The sequence below is a fragment of the Devosia sp. 919 genome (genome assembly GCF_013185965.1).
GTDB lineage: Bacteria > Pseudomonadota > Alphaproteobacteria > Rhizobiales > Devosiaceae > Devosia.
Genome location: NZ_JABAOL010000002.1, coordinates 169,431 through 186,219 on the forward strand (window position 1 = coordinate 169,431; position 16,789 = coordinate 186,219).

Here is a 16,789-nt window from a genome sequence, read left to right on the forward strand (position 1 = left end):
ACACGCTAGTAAGCGGCCGCTAGAGAAACCAGCATGCGTGTAATCCAAGGACCCGCCATCTCAAGGCGGACACTTTGCGCATGAGGAGGGCTGGGGTTGAACAAGCCAAAATTCGTCATCTTTCGCTGGATGGAGCATTTGCTCGTCCTGGGCATGGCCGTGATGTGCCTCTTGGTCTTCTGGAACGTGGTGCTGCGCTACGGCCTGCGTTCGGGCATTCCCATCTCGGTGGAAATATCTCGCTTGATCTTCGTCTGGATCATCATGCTGGGCAGCGTCGTCGCTCTGCGTGAAGGCGCTCACCTTTCGGTCGACGCCGTTATCAACCGCTTGCCCACTCGTGCTCGCGTGGGCGTCCTCTGGATATCCCACCTCTTGATGTTGGGTTGCTGCTGGCTGGTGTTCTGGGGGTGCCTGCGCCAGACGCAGCTCAACTGGAACAACGTCCTGCCGCTTTCGGGCGTGTCGTCCGGCCTGATCTACGCTTCGGGTGTCGTCGCCGCACTCCTGTGGGCCGCCATCCTCCTCTTCAATCTATTTAGTTCGGCCCGCGGCAATCATGCAGCACTCACCACTGCGGCCCTGCCTCTCGAAGCGAGTCATGGAGCTGGCCAATGAGCCTCGTCGTCCTTATCGGCTCGCTCGGTGTAGCCATGGCTATCGGTATGCCCATCGCCTTTGCCCTGATGGTTTGTGCCGTCGCCATGATGTGGTTCATGGGCCTCACCGATCCCCAGTTCCTGGCCCAGAAGATGATCGACGGGGCGGACAGTTACCCGCTGATGGCAATCCCCTTCTTCATCCTGGCAGGTGAGTTGATGACCGCAGGTGGCCTTTCACGCCGCATCGTGGACGTGGCAATGGCCATGTTCGGGCACCTGCGTGGCGGTTTGGGTTATGTCGTCATTGGCACGGGGGTGATCCTCGCTTCCCTCTCCGGTTCTGCGATTGCCGATACTGCTGCCCTTGCAGTCATGCTGATGCCCCTGATGGTCCGGGCCGGCTATGACGTGGGGCGCACCAGCGGACTTATGGCTGCCACGGGCATTATCGCCCCCGTCATCCCGCCATCGATTGGTTTCGTGGTTCTAGGCGTTACGGCCAACCTTTCCATAGTCAAACTGTTTATGGCTGGGATTGTACCCGGACTGCTGATGGCATTGAGCCTCGTCGCGGCCTGGTGGTTCATCTCGCGCCGGGACAATGTCCAAACCCTGCCGCGTCAGAGCGGCCGTCAGGTTCTCTCGGCCATCCGCAGGGCGATCTGGGCCCTGCTGCTTCCCGTCATCATCGTGGTCGGCTTGCGCATGGGCGTATTCACCCCCACCGAGGCCGGCATTGTGGCAGCGGCATATGCCATGCTGGTTAGCGTGGTGATTTACCGCGAGATGACGTTCAGAGGCCTCTACAACTGCCTCTTGGCTTCGGCCAAGCTCACCGCGATCATCATGCTGCTGGTCGCCGCATCAAGCGTCAGCGGATTCCTGATCACCGTGGCGAATGTTCCGGCGCAAGTGATTGGCCTGCTTAGCCCGTTCATCGATCAGCCGATATTAGTTATGGCCCTGATGATGTTGGGCGTCTTCATCATCGGCAGCGTGCTCGACTTTACTCCGTCCATCACCATTTTGGTGCCAGTTCTCATGCCGGTAGTAAACGCCGCCGGCATCGACCCGATCTATTTTGGTGTCGTATTCATCATCTGCGCCGCCATAGGCATGATCACTCCTCCCGTAGGTGCAGTGCTTAACACCGTTAGTGGTGTGGCCCGCATTCCGCTCGAACGCTCGATCGTGGGTGTCCTGCCCTTCCTGCTGGCCGAATGCGCCGTGCTCATCTTGCTGATCTTGTTCCCAGCCATCGTTACCGCCCCACTTTCCTTGTTCTTTTAAACGACCCAACAAAAAAACCGGAGGAACCAATGAAGCTAACGCAACTGCTCACCGCCACTGCCCTGATGCTAGTTGCAGCTGGCCTGCCCGCTACAGCCCAGACTGCCCGCATTGGCTACGTCCCGACCGAGGATCACCCCGTCGGCCAAGGTGTCAACAAGTTCGTCGAACTGGTGAGCGAAAAATCCGAAGGCCGCATTGAGATCCAAAAATTCGGCAATGGCACGCTCGGCAACGAGCCCCAGATGCAGTCCTCGCTCCAGGGCGGCATCATGGAGATGATGGTCGGACCGACCTCTAACCTCGTCGGCTCCATCCCCGAATACTTGATCTTTGACCTTCCCTTCTTCTACCCCGATTTCGAAGCCGTCGATAAGGTCATGGACGGACGCGTCGGCAACGCCCTGTTCGCCAAGCTCGACGCCCTCAACATGGTAGGACTTGCCTATTGGGATAACGGTTTCCGGCACATGACCAATGCGGTGCGCCCGATCAATTCGGTTAATGACGTAGCCGGCCTCAACATCCGCGTCATTCCTAATCCGCTGTTCATCTCCACCTTCACCGCACTCGGCGCCAACCCCGTTCCCCTGCCTTACCCTGAACTCTTCACGGCGCTTGAAACCCGCGCCGTGGACGCTCAGGAGACCCCTGTAGGCCTGATCTATTCCAGCCGCTTCTACGAAGTTCAGGATCATCTGGCACTGACCGGTCACGTCTACACGCCATACCTGCTGCTGGCATCGAAAACATGGTTCGATAGCCTTCCGGCCGAGGATCAGGCGCTGGTGATGGAAGCTGCCCGGGAGTCCGCCGATTTCCAACGCAACCTTTCGCGTACTGATGCGGACCGACTAATCGGGTTGCTCGAACAAGAAGGCATGGAAGTGACCCGACTGTCCGACGAGGAAATGGCACGCATGCGCGAGACCGTCGCTCCCGTCGTCGCGGAATTCACCGAAACCATCGGCGCCGATCTTATCCAGCAGGCGCGCGAAGACATGGGCGCCAATTAAGCAGCCCAGACGGGAGGCGGCTAACCGCCTTCCGAGTTGGGCCCTAGCTACGGGCCCCCACATTTCAAAGATAACGGAGTACTTTTCATGCGGCTGATTCAGTTCGAGCCGACCGATGGCGCGCGCGCCGTTGGCGTGGTTGACGGCAATGCCATTCTCACCCTCAACGGCACGGCCACGGTCCGCCAGCTAGCGCTGGACGCCATCGCTGCCGGCCATTCGCTCTCCGAAGAGGTCGAGGTTCGGGGCACGGGCGAAACGCATGACTACGATGCGCTCCTGGCAGCCGGTCGCGTCCTGCCGCCGCTCGACCATGAAGATTCGGCCCATACGGTTATAGCCGGCACTGGCCTGACCCATACGGGCAGCGCCGCGGCCCGCAGCCAGATGCACGCCAAGATCGCTGGCGCCGAAGCTGAACTCAACGACTCCATGCGCATCTTCAAGTGGGGCGTCGAAGGCGGCAAGCCCGAGGCCGGTAAGGCCGGGGTTCAGCCGGAATGGTTCTACAAAGGGGACGGCGCTATCGTGTCCCGTCCGGGCCAGCCGCTGCCGATGCCAGACTTCGCCGAAGATTCGGGCGAAGAACCCGAAGTAGTTGGGCTCTATGTTATTGCCCCTGATGGCGCGCCCTGGCGCGTCGGCTTTGCGGTGGGCAATGAGACCACTGACCACGTCACCGAAAAGAAGAACTACCTCTACCTCGCCCATTCCAAGCTGCGCTTTTGCGCCTATGGTCCGGAGCTGCTCATCGGCGACCTGCCGTCAAATCTTGTCGGCCATGTCCGTATCCTGCGTGACGGCGCAACTCTGTGGGAAAAGTCTTTCCCCACCGGGGAGGACAATATGTGCCACTCCCTCGCCAACCTCGAATACCATCACTTCAAGTATGACCAATTTCTGCGCCCTGGCGATGTGCATGTGCAGTTCATGGGCACTTCGGTCGCCTCGTTCGGCGATGGCATCAAGACCCAGGTCGGCGATGTGTTCGAGATCAGCATCCCCGAATTCGGCCGTCCGCTGAGCAATGCCATTTCCTTGGCCCCCTCTAGGAACGGCCTCAACCCGGTCAAATCGCTATAATGATGGTGACCTCGCGCCGGTAATGGCGCGGGGCCAACTCACGACGACCCGGGGGTAGTTCAACCATCCTCCTGCCGCGACGGCCTGACAATGTAGGCTAAGTCCAGCCGCCGTCGACGACCATGATCTGGCCTGTGACCATACGGCTGTCGTCCAAGGCAAGCCAAGTGGCCATGTTGGCGATGTCCTGGGGGTAAACGGGGTCTGGTAGGCACTGCTTCTCCTTGATGGTCTGGAGCGCAGCATCGTCAATCCACAGGGTTAATTGCCGTTCGGTCATGGTCCAACCGGGAATGATGCAATTAACGCGGACGCGGTCCGGCCCTAGGTCGCGGGCGAGTGCTCGCGTCAGGCCCTCGATGCCGGCCTTGGCCGTCATGTAGAGCGGCATGTTGCTGAAACCGCCGCGCCAACTGATCGAGCCGGTATTGATGATCACGCCGCCACCTTTGGCGCGCATGGCGGGAGCGACCGCACGGGCGGCCAAGACGAAATGCTTGAGGTTCACGGCGATGCGCTCGTCGAAGAACTCGGAGGTGACGTCATCTAGTCTATGGCGCTGATCATTGGCGGCATTGTTGACAAGCACATCGATGCTGCCATTGGCACCAACAATGGTGTGGATGGCGTCCTGCAAGGCCGAAGCGTCGGTGAGATCGGCTGAAACAAAAACCGGCCGCTCATGACCCGCAGCAACCACGGCTTCCACCAAAATTTGAGACTCGTCCCGGGCGATATCAACGAAGCCGACGCGCGCCCCCTGCTCGGCAAAGGCTTTGACATGCGCGGCGCCGATGCCGCTGCCGCCGCCCGAGATGAAGACCGATCGCCCGGCCAAACTGGGATGGATCGACCGCAAGGCGGTGTCGTCATAGGCCATGGTGAAGTTCCATTTCATCGTTCTTGGCGCTGGCTCGGCCGCGCCAGCCGCAAGCTGTGTTCGGCGCTCACGACAGCGCAGCAACGCTCCGCAGCGCCTGAACCGCGAGCCGATGATCCTCCACATCGGGCAAGCCGCTGACCGCCACGGCGCCGACCACCCCGACATCGCGCACGCAAATCGGCACGCCGCCGCCACTGGCGGCATAGTCGCTGTCGGGGAGCCGGTAGCGAGCCGCAAAGTTCCACTGCTTGCTCTCGCACAGAAGGCGCATATAGAGTGAGCTGTGATAAAAACGCAGCGCCACGGCGCGCTTGCGCCTTACCCAATCCACATTGTCCGGCGTCGAGCCTGGCATCAGCGCCAGGAAGACGGGCGTTGCGCCATGCGACACCTCAATGCCGATGGGCAGGTTGCGACGGCTCGCTTCCGCCTGGATAAAGGCGCCGATCTGCCAGGCCGTGGCGTAGTCAAAGCGGCTCAACAGCAGGTCTGCCTCCTGGGCGAGCAGGTCGTCCAGCGTTGGGGGGGTGGGTGTCACGATTGAACTCCGGCGATGTTGGGCTGTTCTGAAGCGGATAAAGACTGGGAGGATCTCGCCCCGTTAGGTGATGGAATAGCCGCCATCGACGACTAACGTCGATCCGGTGACAAACCCGGCCGCCGGCGAGCACAGATACAGCACCGCATTGGCCACGTCCTCGGGACGGCCCCATCGCCCCATCGGGGTGCGCGCCAGGATCGGGTCCGAACGTGCAGGATCATCGCGCAGCGCCTGCGTCAGCGGCGTCGCGATCCAGCCCGGTGCCACCGCATTGACGCGGATGCCGTCCCTGGCAAAGGCGATGGCGAGCGACTTGGTCAGCTGATTGACGCCACCCTTGCTCGCCGCATAGCCCGGCACCAGCCCACCGCCGAAAAACGACAGCATGGACGCAAGATTGACGATGCTCCCCTGCCCAACTGCCGCCAGCAGCGGCCGCGCCGCCGAACACATTCGCATCGTGCCATTAAGATTGACGTCAAGCACCTGCTCGAACACCTCTGGATCCAGTTCCTCGCCCCGCCGGATCATCCCCGCGCAATTGACCAGGATATCGAGCGCCGGCAGCTTGCCCACGAGCTCTCCGATGGCCGCGGCATCGCGCACATCGAGGAGGCCCAGTTCCGCCCCGGCAAAATCCGCATCCCCGGACAGCGCATCGATCTCGCGCTGCGCCACGCCCGTCGCAGTGACGTGGGCACCCGAAAGCACAAACGCCCGCGCCACGGCGGCGCCGATCCCCGAAGTGCCGCCAGTCACAAGCACCCGCTTGCCCGCGTACCAGCCGCGGGCCCAGTCGTAATTCACGGTCTCAGCGGATGAACTGGTCGACATAGTCCGCCCCCAACCCGATTTTGTCGTAATGGGCGCGGCACATGTCGATCTTGGTGAACACGTCCTCGTAGCCGACATGCTGGTTGTTCTCGTCGAGATAAACCATCGAGCCGGTGATGTTGAAGAAGGTGATCATCTCCTCCACATCCTCGGGCACCAGCAGCGTGTGAATTTCGCCGGGCGGCTCGAACACATAAGAACCCGTCTCGGCCACCCAGTCATGCTCGCGATAATGCCAGCGCCCCTTGATCACATAGCCATGCACCGGGTTAGGATGCAGGTGCCGCGACAGCACCCCCGAGCGGCGCACCCGCAACAGATTGCACCACTGTCCCACCAGCGTGTTGAGCATCAGCGGCCGGAACCACACACCCTCCGCCTGCGGCACCCAGACCCGCTCATCATCAGGCACTGCCTTGACCGCGATCTCGGGCGGCGCCAATGGATGCGCCGAGCCGTTCATCGTGCTGTACATTGCTGCATGTCCCTTACTTCTGCAGTGGATTCTCCGCCCGCCAGGCCTGATATTCTGGCTCAGCTTCAGCGCTCAAGGGATAATATTTGCGCAGATCGGCACCTTGCGACAGGCGCAATCGTGCAAATTCTTCCCACTCCGCATGCTTGCTGGCGCCTTCGATCAGCTTTTCGGCCAGCCCCACTGGCACCACAACGACGCCGTCATCATCGGCCACGATGATATCGCCCGGCATCACCAGAGCGCCGCCGCAGGCGATCGGCACATTGACGGCAAAGGGGATGAGATTGGTCTGAGCATGGTAGTTCGGGGTAACGCCCTTGACCCAAATACCGAGGTCGAGCTTGGCCGCTTCGGCGGAGTCGCGAATGCAACCATCCACCACGATGCCGGAGCCGCCCCGGCCGGCGAGATAGGTCAGCATCATCTCGCCGAAAATGCCGCTCCCCATGTCGCCGCGGGCATCCACCACCACCATGTCCCCATCCTGGGCGTAATACATGACATGACGGTGCAGCTGGCGCTCCGGGTTCTCATATTCGTCCGAGCCATAAAGGTCCTCGCGCTTGGGCATCATCTGCAGCGTCAGCGCTGCCCCAGCGACCGAACGGCCGGTCTTGAGCGGTCGCGGCCCCCGGATTTGGGCGTCGCGAATGCCGAGAAGGCTCAATTCGCTGCTCGCCGTCGCGGTGCCGATCTTGGCGAGCGCCTCGCAGTGGGCGCGCGATGGACGCACGATGTCCTTGATGTCTTCGGGAGATTGCATAACTAACGCCTTGAGAAGGGAAGAATGGTTGCCCGGCTGACGGGCATGTTGCAGTAGGACCCGAAGGGTCAGTCCCGGCAGTGCCTTAGCCCTGCTGGATCCGCTTGCCAGTTTGGCTGTCGAATAGGTGAATACGCGCCTGGTCGGCCCGCACGGGGATAGTTTCGCCTGGCCGCGCAGTAATGCGCTCGCGGAACACACCGACGACATCATGACCGGCCAGCCGCATGGCGACCTGGGTTTCCGAGCCGGTGGGTTCAACGGTGATGATCTCGGCCGGAAATCCGGTGGGATCGAGCACGAAGTGCTCGGGCCGGATGCCCAGGCTTACGGCACGCCCGTCCATCCCTGTCGGAGCGAAAGGCAGCGCAATGCCACTGCCATCGGCGGCCAGGAACTGGCCGCTCTGCAACTTGCCACCCAGTATATTCATGGAGGGCGAGCCAATGAAAGCAGCGACAAACAGGTTGTCCGGATAGTCGTACAGCTCGAGGGGCGTGCCGATTTGCTCCACAATGCCATCATGCATGACGACGATACGGTCGGCCATGGTCATGGCCTCGATCTGGTCGTGCGTTACATAAACCGTCGTGGTGCTCAGGCGCTGGTGGTTCTGCTTGATCTCGGAGCGCATCTGGACGCGCAGTTTCGCGTCAAGGTTCGACAGTGGCTCATCGAACAGAAACACTTTCGGGTCGCGCACCATGGCACGGCCCATGGCCACGCGCTGGCGCTGCCCACCCGAAAGTTGGCGCGGATAGCGATCGAGATAGGGATCAAGGCTGAGCATCTGGGCGGCCACGGCGACGCGGCGATTGATCTCGTCCTTGGGGGCGCGAGCAAGCTTGAGTGAAAAGCCCATGTTCTGCGCCACCGTCATATGCGGATAAAGCGCATAGCTCTGGAACACCATGGCGATGTCCCGTTCCTTGGGAGGCAGCGCATTGACGACCTTGCCGTCGATGGCGATCTCACCCCCCGAAATATCTTCGAGACCCGCCAGCATGCGCAGCAGGGTGGATTTACCGCAACCCGACGGACCCACCAGCACCACGAACTCCCCGTCCGCGATATCGATGGAAACACCGTGAAGAATTTCGACGGTGCCGTAGGATTTGCGAGCGTCGCGAATGGAAACTGAACCCATGGAGAAACCTTTCTCGAGCGAACCCGTCAGTCGTCCCAGCGCGGAGACTTGGTCGGGTTGATGTGGCGATAACCGCGATCGAGCCGGCGGATGGCATCCATGTGCTCGGGGGTCAGGGTGATGGTGGTGGCAGCCCAGTTGCTGACCAGATTGGTACGGCTGGCTGAGGCCGGAATGACGATGTGCCCCTCGGCCATGAGGAAGGCCAGTGCCACGGCGGCCGGGCTGCTGCCAAGCTCTCTGGCAATACCGACAAGCACGGGATCGCTCGCGACCTGCCCCTTGACCAGGGGCTGGTAGGCGGTGAGTTGCAGGCCCGCACCCCGCGCGTAGTCGCGCAGCTTGGGAACCTGCAACCAGGGATGAATCTCGACCTGGTTGGTCGCCAGCGCTCCCTTGCCCAGCAACTTTTCAGCCCGTTCAAGCAGCGCAATGGTGAAGTTCGACACGCCAATCAGCCGGGCATGGCCGGAGTCCTGCGCCTCTTTCAAAGCGCTCATATAGCTTTCGAACGGCACCGTTTCTTCGGGTACCGGCCAGTGGATCAGCAGCAGATCGACCTGGTCCACCCCGATCGTCTCGAGGCTCTGGCGCACGCTCGGCATGAAGTCGGCCGGCGCAAGGCGCGTATCGGCGACCTTGGTGGTGATGAACACTTCCTCCCGTTTGAGGCCCGCGCGCCGCACGGCTTCGCCAACCGTTGCTTCAGTGTCGTAGCTTTGCGCCGTGTCGAGATGGCGATAGCCGATCTCGAGCGCCGTCGAGATCGCCTCGATTCCTTCGGGACCAGTGCGCCCAAAGGTACCAAGGCCCAGGGGTGGAATAGATGTCGAGACTGCCATGAAGTCGGCCCTTTCGGTGGTTGGAACTAGCCCTTGGTGGCGCCAGCGGTCATGCCGCCCACAAACAGGCGCTGCATGGATAAGAAGAGGATCGCGATCGGCAGCGTCATCACCACTGAAGCGGCCATCACGGCGCCCCAGTCGGTGTTGAACTCGGTCGAGAATTCCGCCAACCCGATCGGCAGCGTCTTGACCGAGGAGTCCGTCGCAAAGCAGAGCGCGAAGATGAACTCGTTCCAGGTGGTAACAAAGGCATAAACCAGCACGGAGACGAGCCCGGGCACCGACAGCGGCAGCGTGATTCGGAACAGGCAGCCGATGCGGCTCGCCCCATCGATGATCGCGGCTTCCTCGAGCTCTACTGGAATGGCCTTGAAATAGCTCGTCAGCATCCACACGGAAAGCGGCAGCGTCAGGATCATGTAAACGAGGATCAGCCCCCAATAGGTGTTCACCAGGCCCAGCACGCGCAGGGTGATGAACAAGGGCACGATGATCGCCGCTGTCGGAAGTAGCTGCCCCACCAGCACAAAGCTTTGCAGCACTGGCTTGCCCCGGAAGTTGAAGCGGGCAAAGCCATAGGACGCAAAGATCGCCAGGATCAGTGCCAGCCCGGTCGAGCCGACCGACACCACCACGCTGTTGAGGAAGTAGCGCGGGATGTTGGATTCAAACAATACCTTCCGATAGTTCTCGAGCGTGGGCATGCTCGGCCACCAGATGGGCGGAATGGTATAGAGTTCCCGCAGCGTCTTGATCGACGAGAGCCCCATCCACCAGAACGGAAACAGGCACACAAACACCAGCAGCAGCGAGCCGATGATGATCAACGGCACCGGCAATCCCGTGCGCTTGAGCTTGGCAGGGACGGAAGCAACAGCGCTCATCGGGTCTCTCCGGCATTGGAGGCGAGGGTGCGGATATAGATAAAGACGACCACGATCGCGACGGCGAAGAACATCACCGACAGTGCCGCGGCCTGGTTGAACTGGGTACTCTCAAAAGCGGTGCGGAAGATCTGGATCGGGGTGATCAGTGTCCGGTTGGCAGGCCCGCCGCGGGTGATCGCATAGATGATGGTGATGTGGTTGAGTGCCCAGATCACGAGCAACAGCGTCACCGCGACGATCACCGGCCGCACCTGGGGCAGCATCACGTACCAGACCTCTTCCCAAAAGCTGGCGCCATCGATCCGCGCGGCTTCATAGAGATCGTTGGGGATGGATTGCAGGCCCGCCAGCACCATGATGGCGACAAAGGGAAACATCTTCCAGATATTAATGGCGATCATCACCGGCAGCACCGTGCTGCCGTTGGTCAGCCAACCCACGGGCTCGGGCATGATCCCGGGCGCTGTCAGCATATAGTTGATGATGCCGAATTCGGTGTGGAGCATCCAGGCCCAGGTCGTTGCGGCCACGATACCGGGCACGACCCATGGGATCAGCGTCACAGAGCGCACAATCGCGCGGCCCCGGAAGTTCTGATTGAGGAGGATCGCGGCCAATACGCCCAGGATCACCTGGAACACGATGGAGCCGAATACCCACCAGAGCGTGTTCATGAAGGCGGTGGGGGTGGCGCGAGCGCCCAGGATGCGGGCGAAGTTTTCCACGCCGACATAACTGCCCTTGTTGTCAGTGACGCTGAGCAGGCCCGTATAAGCCACCGGATAGGCGATCAGCAGGCCCAGCACTAAAAGGGCGGGCAGAACAAACAAATAGCCTGTGGACTGTCGTTGCATGGCGGCCACCGAAAGCGAGGGATAAACAATACCCCGGCGGCTTTTGACCACCGGGGTACGGGGAGAAGCAGAGTTTAGAGCAAGGCTTCGATTTCTTCGGCAGCGCCGTCCATGGCGGTCTGCGGATCCTCGTCACCCAGCAGGATGCGCTGGATGCCATCAAAATAGGCCTGGGTAATCTGCACCCAGTTCGGATGGGCCGGAGCCGGACGACCGAAGGGCAGCATCTGCTTGTAGACCTGCAGGATCGGATCGTCGAAGCGCGGCAGTTCCATAGCGCTCAGGCGGGCCGGGAAGGTGTCAGTCAGAGCGCCCTGGTTTTCCGCTTCGGCAAGGAAACCCACCAGGACCTTGGCCTCGTCAGGGTTCTTGGCGTACGCCGGCACCACAAAGCTCCAGCCACCCAGCACCGCTGCCGTGTCTTTGCCCTCAGGATGCGGGATGGTCATCACCCCAATATCGATATTGGGGTTCTCGGTCTTGATCGAGTTCACGTCGAACTGGCCCGCCTGGTACATTGAGACGGTTTCGGCAATGAACAGACGCCGGTTGGCGGTGCCGTCATTTTCCAGGGTGGAGCTGGGGGAAATGCCATTCTTGTAAAAGTCGGTATAGAACGTCACCGCTTCCACCGTTTCGGGGCTGTTGACCAACACCTGCGTGCCGTCTTCCGAGATGATGCCGCCGCCATTCATCCACATGAAGGGCATGGAGCGGAAAATCGTGTTGCCGACTTCCCCGCCGCCGGTGATCGCAAAGCCGGAACGGCCGTCGCGCGTCAGCGCCTCACCTGCCGCCACCAACTCGTCCCAGGTCTGGGGCGGGTTTTCGGGGTCAAGACCAGCCTCGGTGAAGTGGCCCCTGTTGTAGATCACCGCAATGGATTCAATGCGGTAGGGCATGCCCCAGAGCTGGTTGTCGAAGGTGACGTAATCGAGCGCGGCCGGAACATAGTCCTCGCGATCCTGCAGCACGTCATCGAGCGGGATCACGAGATTATTCTGGGCATAGCCGTTCACCCAGCCATGCTGCACGTCGATCACATCGGGGGCAGCCCCGGACTGCAATGCAGTCAGCACGCGCTGTGGCAAACCATCGGTCGTCGTGATCTGCAGGTTCACGGTGATTTCCGGATGCGCTTCCTGGAACTTGGTCACCAGTTCACGAGCACGCGCCTCGTTGAAGTTGGGGGTCCACCACACAACTTCGCCGGCGAAAGCCATGCCGCTGCTCAGCGCCACGACCGAAACGGCGCCCGCCAACATGGTCTTGATCGTCGAATTCTTCATCATTCCTCCCATAGCGACAAGGTCGCGGTTACAACGCGCCGGCGTCCTTCACCGGCGGAAACTCGAACGGCCCGGACGCCGCAATCACCCGCCCACGGCGGCTCGGCCTCAAAGGCCCAGCGAATTTGCAAGTCTCCCGGCCAACAGCGGATCTTATGAGCGATCCAGTTCATATTTGAATTCTGTTAGTTCTATTATGCACTGTGGCGCAGAAGCCCACCTCTTGTCAACCAGTCTGGCCGTCAAGTTCTGCCTGCCCAGCTCAGTAGTGACGCCCTTCGGATCTGCCATCCTCAAAGCTGTGGAGCACCTGCCCGCGGCAGACGGTCAGTTCATTGCGCAGCCGCCAGGGCGCTTGTCGTATCTGCCCCTCGGAATCCACCAGCTCGTCTCCACCCGCCTCGAGCCGAAACACCGCGAGATCGGCCTCGCCGCCAACGCCGAGCCGCCCAAGCTCAGGGTGCCGCATCACCGTTGCAGGGCTGGCCGTCACCAGCCGCAGCACCTCGACGAGATCCATCCCCAGCGCGCCGAACTTGGCCATAACCGCCAGCAGATCGAACACCGGTCCATCGACGTTGTGCGCATGCAGATCGGTGCTGATGGCATCGGGCAGCAAACCCTGATCCATCGCGAGCTCGGCGATCCGAAACGAAAAACTGCTGCCGCCATGCCCCACATCCATGCGCACGCCACGCGCTAGGGCGTCGCGCACGCTGGTCCGCAGCTTGCCGCGAGCATCCAGAACGCCGCCCCCAAGGGCCGGATTGTAGATATGGGTGAGGATATCCCCTTCCGCCAGAAACGGCAGCACCTCATCGATAGTCGGGGGCGCCGCGCCCACATGGACCATCAGCGGCACGCCGAGCATATCGGCGGCCTCACGTGCCAGCGGCAGCAACATGGGCCCGTTCTCGCCACAGGCATTGTTGCTCGCCCGCAGCTTCACCCCGGCGATCTCACCCCCATGGGTGTCGCGCATGCGCGCCAGTTCACGCAGATCGGCAAAGCGCCAATCGTGCAGCTCGCCCACATCCATGCTGAGATTGCCGGCTGCGGTCAGCCCGATATAAGACAGGTTGATCAAGGGCAGGATGCGCACCCGGCTGGGCCGGATCACATGATACAAAAAGCCCTCAAAGGTCGCCGCACCAGCGCTGCCGCAATCCACCCAGGTGGTCACGCCTGAACGAGGCCCCAGCTTGTCGGCATTGACGCCCAGCAGCGTGCCACCCCAATAGGCATGGGTGTGCATATCAATCAGGCCCGGCACCACAAGGGCACCATGGGCATCGAACTCCGCCCCATCATTCGTCGGCAAGTCACGGCTAATCGCCGCCACCCGCCCTTGCGCCAGCAGCACATCAGCCACCTGGTCAAAGCCCGACCCGGGATCAATCACGCGCCCGCCCCGGATAAGCAGCGGCTCGGGCGACTGTTCGCCCGAGTTCGCGCCCCCCACCGGCCAAACCCTAGTTGCCAAAGGTCTGCTTACCCGTCGCTACGCCCGACGTGTTCATCGACCCATCAAACAAGGGCACATTGGTCGCTTCATAGGGGAAGCGCGCGCAGGCTTCCTCGATCAACTCGACGCCCAGCCCGGGGGCGGTCGGCGCCAGCATAAAGCCGTTCTCGAACTGCAGGGTTTCGCGTACCAATTCCTTGCGCCATGGCACGTCAACGGAAACCGTCTCGAACACCGAGAAGTTCGGAATGGCGACGGACATATGGAGCGTCATCGCGTTCATCACCGGCCCGACGGGATTGTGTGGGGCAATGGGGATCAGATGCGCGTGCGCCGTGTGGGCAATGCGCTTGGTTTCCCCCAGGCCACCGGCATGGGACACATCGGGCTGCAGGATATCGACGGCCTTCTTGTTCAAGGCCTCAATGAAACGGGCCGGTTCATAGAACCGCTCGCCCGCCGCGATCGGCACCGGGCTGTTGGCGCGCACATCGGCCAGCGCATCGATGCTTTCGGGCGGCGTCGGCTCTTCGATCCAGGTCAGGTCATAAGGCGCCAGCGCCTTGCACATAGCAATGGCCGTCGGCACGTTGAGGCGACCATGCACGTCGAGCATCAGGTTCACATCTGGGCCGACGGCGTCGCGCACGGCTTCCACGATCTCGATGGCCTGCCGTCGCTGACGGCGATCCATTTCGAGATCGGCAACATCGAAGGGGTCCCACTTAAGCGCATTATAGCCCATCGCCACTGCATTGCGGGCATTGGCAGCATATTGCTCGGGCGTCGTGGCCCCAAAGAACCAGTGATTAGCGTAACAGGCAACTCGGTCGCGATATTTGCCACCAAGCAGCTCGAACACCGGCACGCCCAGCGCCTTGCCCTTGATATCGAGCAATGCCGCCTCGATGCCGCCCAGAGCAGTGCGGAACACCGCTCCGGTGCGCCAATAGCTATCCCGGTGCAACTGTTCGACCAGGGCATCCACGGCAAATGGATCCTTGCCGATCAGGACGCGCTCCAGCTCCTCCAGCGCAGCAACCACAGTGTTGGTTTTCCATTCCAGCGTGGCTTCGCCAACGCCGTCGATCCCCGCATCGGTGTAGAGCTTGACGAACACGAAATTGGTTCGCGACACATTGGCCACGAAGGTCTTGAGGGCAACAATCTTCATTGCTTGGATTCCGATGAAGCGGGGTCGGCCATGGCCGCTTCGAGAATAGCGCGATAATCTTCGGCCGATGCCGCGCGCGGATTGGTGGGGTGGCTGTGATCAGCAAGCGCCCGCTCGATGATCCAGTCGAAATGGTCGCGACGAACGCCCATCTGCGCGAGGCCCGCGGGCAGTGCGAAGGAACGGTTCAGCGCCTCAAGCGCATCGGCCAGGTCTGCATCTGGGCCGAGCCCCATTGCCGCCTTGAGCCGGTCGAGCTTGTCGCCAACGGCGGGCGCGTTGAACCGCAGGACGAGCGGCATCAGGATGGCGTTGAGGGTGCCGTGATGGAGCTTGAGGTCCTGCATGCCGCCCAGCGCGTGGCTGAGCGAATGCACCGCCCCCAAACCCTTCTGGAACGACAACCCACCATGCAGCGCCCCGAGCATCACCTCGGTGCGCGCCGCAACATCGGCGCCGTCAGCAAAGGCCCGTGGCAGGTTGCGCCAGATGCGTCCGGCCCCATCCAGCGCAATCGCTTCGGCGGTCGGGTTGAAGCGCGGCGAAAAGAAGGTTTCGATGCAATGCGAGAGCGCGTCGAGCCCGGTCGCGGCGGTCAGGTATGGCGGCAGTCCCAGGGTCAGCTCTGGGTCGCAAATAGCCCGGCGCGGGATCAGATGTGGACTGATGATCCCGAGCTTGCGGCCATCCTCCAGCGTCAACAGCGCCGCCCGACCCACCTCTGCTCCGGTCCCGGCCGTCGTGGGAATGGCAATGGTCGGCGCGACAGCAGAAGTGATCCGTTCCAATCCGCCATAGATGGCCGCATATTGCTCAAGATTGCCCGGATGGGTCGCCAGCAGCGCCACGCCCTTGGCCAAATCGATGGGCGAACCGCCGCCCAACGCCACGACGCCGTCGCATTGCCCTGCGCGATAAGCCTGCAGCGCCGCATCCACCGCCCCTTCGGTTGGGTTCGGCGGGGTTTCCAGAAACACCGCGCTCCGTTCCGGCAGCAAGCTCTCCACCCGCGCCAGCAGGCCGGAAGCGGCGATACCCCGGTCCGACACCAGCAGGGGGCGGGCAATTTTGAGCTCGGCCAACGCGGTGGGCAGCGAAGCCAGCTCCCCTGCCCCAAAGTCGATTGCCGTGAGATAAGCAATACGTGCCATAATCTTACTGTCCCTTGATCCGGGCCACTGCCTGGGCCTGCATGGAATTTTCCGCCATCTGCATCAACTCGATGCGGTGCCCATCAGGATCCTCGATCCAGGTCTGCCAATTGCCATCGGCGCCCTGCACTTTGGGCCGGATCTCAACCCCCACTGCATTCAGCTCGCGCACGGTCTTCTCGATGTCCGGTACCTGCAGGCACATATGGTTGAAGCCCACCGCCTCGCGCTCGCTGGCCCGCTCACCCTCACCTTCAGGAAAAACTTCCAAATACTGGTCGTCGGTGATGCGCAGATACACCAGCCAAAGCCGCCCATCGCGGTCGAGCCGCAGCATTTCAGCGAAACCCAGCTTGTTGATGTAGAAATCAAGCGTGCGCTCGATGTCCTTTACCCGGATGGCGACATGGGCGATCGCGGAAACCGTCAGCATGAAACGAGACCTTTCAGGATCGAACCGCCCAACGCGAAATGGCAGGTTCGTAAG

Annotated in this window: 18 protein-coding genes; 4 read left to right on the forward strand and 14 right to left on the reverse strand. The window is 61.6% G+C overall.

Annotated features, from left to right (window positions below; translation table 11 throughout):
• Positions 1–96: 96 nt before the first annotated feature.
• The 4 genes from HRQ64_RS18250 to araD1 all read left to right on the forward strand — a co-directional run bounded on the left by HRQ64_RS18250 (position 97) and on the right by araD1 (position 3,991).
• Positions 97–618 (forward strand): TRAP transporter small permease, encoded by a 522-nt coding sequence (locus HRQ64_RS18250; protein ID WP_172125430.1) that lies wholly within the window; start codon positions 97–99, stop codon positions 616–618.
• Positions 615–1,892 (forward strand): TRAP transporter large permease subunit, encoded by a 1,278-nt coding sequence (locus tag HRQ64_RS18255; RefSeq protein ID WP_172125432.1) that lies wholly within the window; start codon positions 615–617, stop codon positions 1,890–1,892. The genes HRQ64_RS18250 and HRQ64_RS18255 overlap by 4 nt, the downstream gene beginning before the upstream one ends.
• Positions 1,893–1,921: 29 nt before the next feature.
• Positions 1,922–2,908 (forward strand): TRAP transporter substrate-binding protein, encoded by a 987-nt coding sequence (locus tag HRQ64_RS18260; protein WP_172125434.1) that lies wholly within the window; start codon positions 1,922–1,924, stop codon positions 2,906–2,908.
• An 87-nt stretch (positions 2,909–2,995) separates the two neighbouring features.
• Complete coding sequence (araD1, locus tag HRQ64_RS18265) at positions 2,996–3,991, forward strand: AraD1 family protein (protein ID WP_172125436.1); 996 nt, start codon at positions 2,996–2,998, stop codon at positions 3,989–3,991.
• 97 nt (positions 3,992–4,088) lie between these two features.
• Here araD1 and HRQ64_RS18270 read toward each other — a convergent pair whose 3' ends face one another.
• The 14 genes from HRQ64_RS18270 to HRQ64_RS18335 form a co-directional block, all read right to left on the reverse strand.
• Positions 4,089–4,871, reverse strand: coding sequence for an SDR family oxidoreductase (locus HRQ64_RS18270; RefSeq protein WP_172125438.1), 783 nt, complete (start codon positions 4,869–4,871; stop codon positions 4,089–4,091).
• A gap of 67 nt (positions 4,872–4,938) precedes the next feature.
• Complete coding sequence (locus HRQ64_RS18275) at positions 4,939–5,412, reverse strand: heme-degrading domain-containing protein (RefSeq protein ID WP_172125440.1); 474 nt, start codon at positions 5,410–5,412, stop codon at positions 4,939–4,941.
• 63 nt (positions 5,413–5,475) lie between these two features.
• A complete protein-coding gene (locus HRQ64_RS18280; RefSeq protein WP_172125442.1) occupies positions 5,476–6,249 on the reverse strand; it encodes an SDR family oxidoreductase in 774 nt (257 codons plus the stop codon).
• Complete coding sequence (locus HRQ64_RS18285) at positions 6,227–6,724, reverse strand: 2,4'-dihydroxyacetophenone dioxygenase family protein (protein ID WP_248307269.1); 498 nt, start codon at positions 6,722–6,724, stop codon at positions 6,227–6,229. The genes HRQ64_RS18280 and HRQ64_RS18285 overlap by 23 nt, the downstream gene beginning before the upstream one ends.
• 13 nt (positions 6,725–6,737) lie before the next feature.
• Entirely contained in the window at positions 6,738–7,490 is a 753-nt protein-coding gene (locus HRQ64_RS18290; RefSeq protein WP_172125444.1) for a ribonuclease activity regulator RraA, read from the reverse strand.
• Between the two features lie 85 nt (positions 7,491–7,575).
• Positions 7,576–8,637, reverse strand: coding sequence for a sn-glycerol-3-phosphate ABC transporter ATP-binding protein UgpC (ugpC, locus tag HRQ64_RS18295; RefSeq protein ID WP_172125446.1), 1,062 nt, complete (start codon positions 8,635–8,637; stop codon positions 7,576–7,578).
• A gap of 26 nt (positions 8,638–8,663) precedes the next feature.
• Positions 8,664–9,479 carry an aldo/keto reductase gene (locus HRQ64_RS18300; RefSeq protein ID WP_172125448.1) on the reverse strand — a complete coding sequence of 272 codons (816 nt, stop codon included), beginning with the start codon at positions 9,477–9,479 and terminating at the stop codon, positions 8,664–8,666.
• Between the two features lie 26 nt (positions 9,480–9,505).
• The gene (locus HRQ64_RS18305; protein ID WP_172125450.1) at positions 9,506–10,366 is read right to left on the reverse strand and encodes a carbohydrate ABC transporter permease; all 861 of its coding nucleotides are present in this window, start codon (positions 10,364–10,366) and stop codon (positions 9,506–9,508) included.
• Positions 10,363–11,223 (reverse strand): sugar ABC transporter permease, encoded by an 861-nt coding sequence (locus HRQ64_RS18310; RefSeq protein ID WP_172125452.1) that lies wholly within the window; start codon positions 11,221–11,223, stop codon positions 10,363–10,365. Before HRQ64_RS18310 ends, HRQ64_RS18305 begins: the two co-directional genes overlap by 4 nt.
• Positions 11,224–11,297: 74 nt before the next feature.
• Complete coding sequence (locus HRQ64_RS18315) at positions 11,298–12,512, reverse strand: ABC transporter substrate-binding protein (protein WP_172125455.1); 1,215 nt, start codon at positions 12,510–12,512, stop codon at positions 11,298–11,300.
• 262 nt (positions 12,513–12,774) lie between these two features.
• On the reverse strand, positions 12,775–13,974 hold the full coding sequence (locus tag HRQ64_RS18320) for an amidohydrolase/deacetylase family metallohydrolase (protein WP_172125457.1): 1,200 nt from the start codon (positions 13,972–13,974) through the stop codon (positions 12,775–12,777).
• A gap of 10 nt (positions 13,975–13,984) precedes the next feature.
• A complete protein-coding gene (gene dgoD / locus HRQ64_RS18325; RefSeq protein WP_172125459.1) occupies positions 13,985–15,151 on the reverse strand; it encodes a galactonate dehydratase in 1,167 nt (388 codons plus the stop codon).
• Entirely contained in the window at positions 15,148–16,302 is a 1,155-nt protein-coding gene (locus HRQ64_RS18330) for an iron-containing alcohol dehydrogenase (RefSeq protein WP_172125461.1), read from the reverse strand. Before HRQ64_RS18330 ends, dgoD begins: the two co-directional genes overlap by 4 nt.
• A 4-nt stretch (positions 16,303–16,306) precedes the next feature.
• On the reverse strand, positions 16,307–16,735 hold the full coding sequence (locus HRQ64_RS18335) for a VOC family protein (protein ID WP_172125463.1): 429 nt from the start codon (positions 16,733–16,735) through the stop codon (positions 16,307–16,309).
• Positions 16,736–16,789: the final 54 nt, after the last annotated feature.

Bases quoted from the DNA above. Each gene is read 5' to 3' on its own strand.
- HRQ64_RS18255 (WP_172125432.1), top strand. From the start codon at position 615: ATGAGCCTCGTCGTCCTTATCGGCTCGCTCGGTGTAGCCATGGCTATC.
- HRQ64_RS18260 (WP_172125434.1), top strand. From the start codon at position 1,922: ATGAAGCTAACGCAACTGCTCACCGCCACTGCCCTGATGCTAGTTGCA.
- araD1 (WP_172125436.1), top strand. From the start codon at position 2,996: ATGCGGCTGATTCAGTTCGAGCCGACCGATGGCGCGCGCGCCGTTGGC.
- HRQ64_RS18270 (WP_172125438.1), bottom strand. From the start codon at position 4,871: ATGGCCTATGACGACACCGCCTTGCGGTCGATCCATCCCAGTTTGGCC.
- HRQ64_RS18280 (WP_172125442.1), bottom strand. From the start codon at position 6,249: ATGTCGACCAGTTCATCCGCTGAGACCGTGAATTACGACTGGGCCCGC.
- HRQ64_RS18285 (WP_248307269.1), bottom strand. From the start codon at position 6,724: ATGTACAGCACGATGAACGGCTCGGCGCATCCATTGGCGCCGCCCGAG.
- HRQ64_RS18290 (WP_172125444.1), bottom strand. From the start codon at position 7,490: ATGCAATCTCCCGAAGACATCAAGGACATCGTGCGTCCATCGCGCGCC.
- ugpC (WP_172125446.1), bottom strand. From the start codon at position 8,637: ATGGGTTCAGTTTCCATTCGCGACGCTCGCAAATCCTACGGCACCGTC.
- HRQ64_RS18300 (WP_172125448.1), bottom strand. From the start codon at position 9,479: ATGGCAGTCTCGACATCTATTCCACCCCTGGGCCTTGGTACCTTTGGG.
- HRQ64_RS18305 (WP_172125450.1), bottom strand. From the start codon at position 10,366: ATGAGCGCTGTTGCTTCCGTCCCTGCCAAGCTCAAGCGCACGGGATTG.
- HRQ64_RS18310 (WP_172125452.1), bottom strand. From the start codon at position 11,223: ATGCAACGACAGTCCACAGGCTATTTGTTTGTTCTGCCCGCCCTTTTA.
- HRQ64_RS18315 (WP_172125455.1), bottom strand. From the start codon at position 12,512: ATGAAGAATTCGACGATCAAGACCATGTTGGCGGGCGCCGTTTCGGTC.
- dgoD (WP_172125459.1), bottom strand. From the start codon at position 15,151: ATGAAGATTGTTGCCCTCAAGACCTTCGTGGCCAATGTGTCGCGAACC.
- HRQ64_RS18330 (WP_172125461.1), bottom strand. From the start codon at position 16,302: ATGGCACGTATTGCTTATCTCACGGCAATCGACTTTGGGGCAGGGGAG.
- HRQ64_RS18335 (WP_172125463.1), bottom strand. From the start codon at position 16,735: ATGCTGACGGTTTCCGCGATCGCCCATGTCGCCATCCGGGTAAAGGAC.